General features: G+C 71.6%; 5 protein-coding genes. 1 reads left to right on the top strand and 4 read right to left on the bottom strand.

Going from position 1 to position 6,146, the window contains the following annotated elements; all coding sequences use genetic code 11:
* From AB8Z75_RS29015 to AB8Z75_RS29000, 4 genes are all read right to left on the bottom strand, one after another.
* Window positions 1-847: SDR family oxidoreductase (locus tag AB8Z75_RS29015; RefSeq protein ID WP_369207122.1), on the bottom strand; the 847-nt coding region annotated here is incomplete at its 3' end.
* Window positions 844-1,902 (bottom strand): alpha/beta fold hydrolase, encoded by a 1,059-nt coding sequence (locus AB8Z75_RS29010; protein WP_369207120.1) that lies wholly within the window; start codon window positions 1,900-1,902, stop codon window positions 844-846. The genes AB8Z75_RS29010 and AB8Z75_RS29015, both read right to left, overlap by 4 nt.
* Window positions 1,899-3,512: a flavin-containing monooxygenase gene (locus tag AB8Z75_RS29005; RefSeq protein WP_369207124.1), complete on the bottom strand. Its 1,614-nt coding sequence runs from the start codon at window positions 3,510-3,512 to the stop codon at window positions 1,899-1,901. The genes AB8Z75_RS29010 and AB8Z75_RS29005 overlap by 4 nt, the downstream gene beginning before the upstream one ends.
* A 570-nt stretch (window positions 3,513-4,082) precedes the next feature.
* A complete protein-coding gene (locus AB8Z75_RS29000; RefSeq protein WP_369207118.1) occupies window positions 4,083-4,784 on the bottom strand; it encodes a TetR/AcrR family transcriptional regulator in 702 nt (233 codons plus the stop codon).
* Window positions 4,785-5,099: 315 nt separating this feature from the next.
* On the opposite strand from AB8Z75_RS29000, the gene AB8Z75_RS28995 reads away from it, so the two are divergent.
* Window positions 5,100-6,146 (top strand): FAD-dependent monooxygenase (locus tag AB8Z75_RS28995; protein ID WP_369207116.1); only part of this gene is annotated, 1,047 nt, incomplete at its 3' end.

Raw genomic sequence — 6,146 nt, 5'->3', positions numbered from 1 at the left:
GCACGAGGCCGGTGGCCACACCCCCCGCCGCCTCGATCCGGCCCGCCACGGCCTTCATCTCCCGCTGCCCCAACGGCCCCCCGATGAGCGGCCCGAGGTATCCGCGTATGCCCTGCATACCCCGCAGCCACCACTGTCCGTACACGTGCGGCGAGCGGCGCTCGATGCCGTCGACGAGGCGGTCGACGGCGGGCCCGAGCGGGTAGGTCTTGTTGGTGGGCCACGGCAGCCGCTGCCGCACGTCGCGCATCACGTCGTCGGCGTCGGCGCCGCGCACCATGTCGGTGTCGGTCCAGCTCAGGTAGCCGACGCCGACGCCCACGCCCTTGTACCCGACCTCGGCGCGCAGGCTGTGCGCGAAGGCCTCGACGCCGGACTTCGAAGCGCAGTAGGCCGTCATCATCGGCGCGGGCGTGATGGACGCGAGTGAGGCGATCTGGAGGAAGTAGCCGCGGGACTCCTCCAGGACGGGCAGGAAGGCGCGCCCTGTGACGGCGCCTCCGATGAGGTTCACCTCGATGACGCGGCGCCAGGCGACGGGGTCGGAGTCCATGAAGGGGCCGCCGATGGCGACACCCGCGTTGGCGACGGTGATGTCCACCTTGCCGAAGCGGTCCTTGACCTCGCGCGCGACCTCGGCCATGGCTTCGTGGTCGGTGACGTCGGCGTGCCAGTGGGCGGACTCGGTGTGGAGGGATTCGCCGACCCGCTTCAGCTCGTCGGGCTCCAGTCCGACGAGGGCGATCTTCGCACCGCGTGCGGCCATTTTGCGGGCGAGGAGCGCCCCTACACCGCGTGCGGCGCCGGTGATGACGGCGACCTGTCCTTCGAGCCTGACCCGGGTCATGCGCTCTTCTCCTTCGTCGTGGCGGCGCCTGCGTGCGCGTCCCCCGTCGTGGCGGCGCCTGCGTGCGCGTCCTTCGCCGTGCCGGAAGCCGTGCCGGAACACGCGTGCGCGGCGGCTTCCGGGGCCGTGGTGGCGGTGAGGTGGTGGCTGACGAGCCCGGCGAGCACCTCGCTGACGGTCTCCGGCTCCTCCAGCGGCGTCATGTGGCCGCGCCGCTCCAGCCGGTGGACGCCCGTGCAGTCGGGCAGCAGCGCGGCCATCCGGTGGGCGTGCGGAAGTGGCGTGAGCCGGTCGTGGGTGCCGATGACGACGGCGGTGGGCGCCTCCAGGCGCGGCACCTTGGCCGACAGGTCGAGTCCGGCGAGCACCCCGCCCCAGGCGGCCCGCACGCCTGTCGGGCAGGCGTGCACGATGCGCGCGGTCGCCTCGACGACGGCGGGGTCGGGCTGCGGGCCCAGCGTCCCGTACGCGAGCGCCTTGCGCGTCAGCGAGGTGACGGGGCCGAGGGGGGCGCTGGAGCCGAGCAGCGCGCGGTGGGCGTGGTGGCGCAGCCGCTCGGAGCGGAACGGGATGACGCGGGCCTGTCCTGTCAGGTGCTGGGCACCGGTGCTGCACAGCATGAGCGCTGCGGCGTGGGCGCGCAGTTGCGCGCGGCCCGCCGCCGCCATGAGCGTCATGCCGCCCATGGAGTGGCCGCCGATGACGGCTTTCTCGCCCGGTGCGAGCGCGGCGTCGAGGACGGCGCACAGGTCGTCGGCGAGCATCGCGGTGCTGTAGGCCGCGGCGGTCGCCGCGGCGGGGCTGCGGCCGTGCCCGCGCTGGTCGTAGACGACGACGCGGTGCCCTGTGGCGGTCAGTTCGCGGATGACGGGTGCCCAGAACAGGGTCGAGCAGGTCCAGCCGTGGGAGAGGACGACTGCCGGGTCGCTGTCGCGTCCGTACACCTCGACGGGGAAGGTCACGCCGTCCCCGGAGCGCGCGGTCACCTCGCGTGCGGGGGTGGGCGGCGCGTAGCGTCCGGTGAGTCCGTCGGTCGTGGTGGTCAGGCGGCTCATCGCGCGTCCTCCCGTGCGTGGCCGGGCATGTCCTCCGCCGCGTGGAAGGCGTGGGTGGCCGCCCCCCTGCTGACGTTCCCGGCGAGCAACGGAGCCTTGCGGCGGGCGCCTGCCCTACCCGCGCCGGCCCGCCGCAACACCTCGTACTCCTCCAGCCAGACCTCCCGCGTGATCTTGCGGAACTCGGCCGTGGTGCCGGGCCACACGGCCACCGGGCGGCCCTGCGCGTCCAGGTACCAGCTGGTGCAGCCGGTCTCCCACACGCTGGAGCTGATGCGTTCGCGCAGCTTGGCGTTGTAGGTGTGCTGGGCGATGGGCCGCACGTCCAGCGCCGCCTTGTCGCCGCCACCGAGGGTGTCGAGCTTGCGCAGGTAGTCGATCAGATAGTTGAGCTGGGCCTCGATGATCAGGATCATCGAGCTGGTGCCCAGGCCCGTGTTGGGCCCGATGACGAACAGGAAGTTGGGGAACCCCGTCGTGGTCGTGCCGCGCAGCGCGTTCATGCCGTCCTCGGCCCAGGACTCGGCCAGCGTCTCCCCGTCCGCGCCCTTGACGAGGTCGGCGACCGGCATGTCGGAGACGTGGAAGCCGCTGCAGAAGACGATCGCGTCGACCTCCGCCTCACGCCCGTCGGCGGAGACGAGCGTGTTGCCGCGGACCTCCTGGAGCCCGGAGTCGATGACGTGCGCGTTGGGCTTGGCGAGCGCCGGATAGTAGTCGTCGGACACGAGCGTGCGCTTGCAGCCGACGCGGTAGTCAGGCGTCAGCTTGCGGCGCAGCTCAGGGTCCTTGACCGCGCGCCTCATGTGCAGCGTGGAGACCTTCTCGACCGCCGGCAGCAGCTTCGGGTACTTGGCGAAGACCTGGGTCTCCAGCTCGTGCACCCCCCACAGCGCGAGGCGGCGCAGCTTCTGGGTGGCCGGGAAGCGGGCGTGCAGCTTCCGTTCGGCCTTGGTGATGCGGCGGTCGTTGCGCGGCACCACCCAGGCGGGAGTGCGCTGGAAGACGGTCAGTTCGCCGACCACGGGCTGGATGGCGGGGATGATCTGGATGGCCGAGGCCCCGGTGCCGACGACCGCGACGCGCTTCCCGCGCAGGTCGTAGTCGTGATCCCAGGTGGCCGAGTGGAAGACCTTGCCCTCGAACGAGTCCAGCCCCGGGATGTCGGGCAGCTTCGGCTCGGAGAGCGGCCCCGTCGCGGAGACGACGACGTCCGCGGTCAGCGCGCCCCGGGAGGTCTCCACCCGCCAGTGGAGCTCCTCCGCGTCCCAGGTCATCTGCTGGACCTCGGTGTCGAAACGGATGTGCTGGCGCAGTCCGAAGGTGTCGGTGACGCGCTCCAGGTAGGCACGGATGTCCGGCTGGGGGGAGAAGCTGCGCGGCCACTCCGGGTTGGGCGCGAAGGAGAACGAGTACAGGTGCGAGGGGATGTCGCACGCGCACCCGGGATACGTGTTGTCGTGCCAGGTACCGCCGACGGCCCCCCTGCGCTCCAGGAGGACGAAGTCCGTCACCCCTGCGCGGCGCAGCCGCACGGCGGCTCCCAGGCCGCCGAATCCGGTGCCGATCACCGCCACCCGTACGTGCTCCTGCTCGTGCTCGGCCGCCATGCCGCCGCCTCCCGAGGTCTGTCGCATCCGTGCGCTGAAACGCTGTGTGCCTTGTGCTGCGCTGTGTTCCTTGTGCTGCACCGATGTGCGCCGTCTGCCGTGCGCTGTGCAGTGTGGTGCGTGCCGAATGACCGTGCCAGTAATCACTGGCACGGTTCGAGAGTAGAGCAGCCGCATACTCATGGGTAGGGGTCGGCGAGAGGAAAGTTACCGGCGGTCGCACCGGGTCGCCGGACAGCAGGCGGCACCTGGCCTCTCGCCTGGACCTTGCTGGGCTCGCGGGCTCCGGCACGGACTTTCGCGGCGGGTCCGGATCAGTGGGCCGTCGGGGCCGCAGTCATGACAGCCGGCGTCGCGGACGGGCAGGAATAGCCCTGGCTTGGTAGCAGTGGGCGCGATTGCCGTGGCGAGCGGTCAGGGCCCTGGCGTGCATGAGCCGGCCGGAGCCCATCCCGTACTCGGACGATGGCGACTCCGCCGGCCGGGTGCGACCGGACGTCTCAGTCGCGCCCCGCCGACTCCGCCGGCCGGGCGAGACCGGACGTCTCAGCCAGGCCCCGCGGACGTCCCTCACAGGTCGAGGGCGTCGGCCAGGTCGCGTAGGCATTCTTCGAAGACGGGTTCCAGGTCGGAGTAGGCGAAGTCCAGTTGGTGCAGGACCTCCATGCACAGCAGGCCGTAGAGCCTGGTCCAGCAGGACAGGAAGACGTGCGCGGCCTCGGGCGGCAGACGCCCGTCGATGGCGGCGGAGTACGCGGCCAGCTGCTCGCGCAGTGACTCGGCCAGGTCGGCCGGGTCGGGCACCGGAAAGGGACGCGTCCTCCACAACTCGACCGTCAGGTCCAGCAGGACGTGCTCGAAGCGCTGCCCGGCCTGATGGCGCACCGAGTCCGGCTGCCGGTTGGACGGGGTGATCGGACTGGCGAAGATCCAGCCGAACTCGGCGGGGTGGGTGCACGCCCAGGCGCGCAGGGCGCGGCAGACCGCGAGGATGCGCTCGCCGACCGGCGCGTCGGGGTGGGCGTCACGGGCGCGTTCCATGGAGGTGGCCAACTCGTGGAAGAAGTCCGCTGTCACCGCGCCGACCAACTCGTCGTGGCTGGCGTAGTAGTGGTACAGGGCCGGGCCGCTCATGCCCACCTGCCTGGCGACGGCGTTGATGGTCACCGCAGCCGACCCCCGCTCGACCAGGAGCCCGCGCGCCGCCGTGTGGATTTCCTCAACGGTCGCCCGGCGCAGCCTCTCCCGCCTGTTGCTGGTCCCCGCGGCCATCTCGCCCCTCTTGTCGCTCCGTTGGCTCTGCTGGCCGCCGGCTCTGGCGGCCGTTGACTCTGCTGACCGTTGACTCTGACGGCCGTTGGCCCTGCTGGCCGTTGGCTCTGTTGACATCCTATGACGCCTATGGTTACTTACGAGCCCTAAGCTAGCCTAGAGGCTCTAAGGAGTGAGCGTGGAGCACTGGTGGTGGGTCCTTTCCGGGGTGTTGCTGCTCGTCACAGCCGTGTGGTGGGGGTTGTCCAGGTCCGCCCATGTCCGCCGCGGCCCGTGCCGGTCCCGGCACACAACGACCACACGGAAGGCTCGGCGATGAAGGTGATCATCGTGGGGGGCGGCATAGGCGGGCTGACTGCGGCCGTCGCCTTCCACCAGCGTGGCTGGCAGGTGGAGGTTCTCGAACGCGCTCCTGCATTCACCGAGATCGGTGCGGGCGTGTCGCTCCAGCCCAACGGCCTGCGCGCGCTGGACACGTTGGGCCTCGGCGCTCACCTGCGTTCCGGCGGGCCGGCCGATCCGCCGGCGGGCATCCGCCGTGTGAACGGGCGCTGGCTGATCCGCAACGACGTCGACGGCCTCAAACGCCGCTTCGGTCAGTGGGTGACCGTGCACCGGGCCGCTCTGGTCGACCTCCTGCGCGGGGCCGTGCCCGCGCAGGCGCTGCGGCCCGGCACCGAGGTGCGCGAGGTGCGGCCCGACGGCACGGTCCGCCACAACGGCGTCACCTCCACCGCGGATCTCGTGGTGGGTGCCGACGGCGTGCACAGCACGACACGGCGTTCCCTGTGGCCACACGTTCCCGGACCGCGCTACGTCGGATACACCGCCTGGCGTTTCCTCACACCACCCCAGCCCATCGAGGGGAGCGTGGAAACGTGGGGCCGAGGTGAACGATTCGGGCACGTGCCGATGCCGGACGGCCGCGTCTACTGCTACGCGCTGGCCAACGCCCCGGCCGGCTCCCGCACCCGCCTGGACCGGCTACGCGAACGCTTCGCGCACTGGCACGGCCCCATCCCCGGTCTCCTGAACAGCGTGGACGAGGACGCGGTGTTGCAGCACGACACGTACGAGCTGCCGGAGTTGCCCACGTACGTCTCGGGAAACGCGGCGGTGATCGGAGACGCCGCGCACGCCATGGCCCCCAACCTGGGACAGGGCGCCTGCCAAGCGCTTGAGGACGCGGTCACCCTCGCCGCGGCCGTGGACACTCTCGACGTGTCCGCGGGGCTGGAGGAATACGACCGCGTCCGCAGACCGCGCACCCAGACGATCGCCCGCCGCTCCCGGCAGGCCGGCGCTCCCGCGCACTGGACGTCCCCGCCCCTGACCACCCTGCGAGACGCGGCTCTCCCCCTC

Origin of the sequence: Streptomyces sp. PU-14G (assembly GCF_041028275.1) — a bacterium.
Classification (GTDB): Bacteria; Actinomycetota; Actinomycetes; order Streptomycetales; family Streptomycetaceae; genus Streptomyces.
Note: the sequence above shows the minus strand (reverse complement) of the source record. Positions and strands in the feature narration are given on the sequence as shown.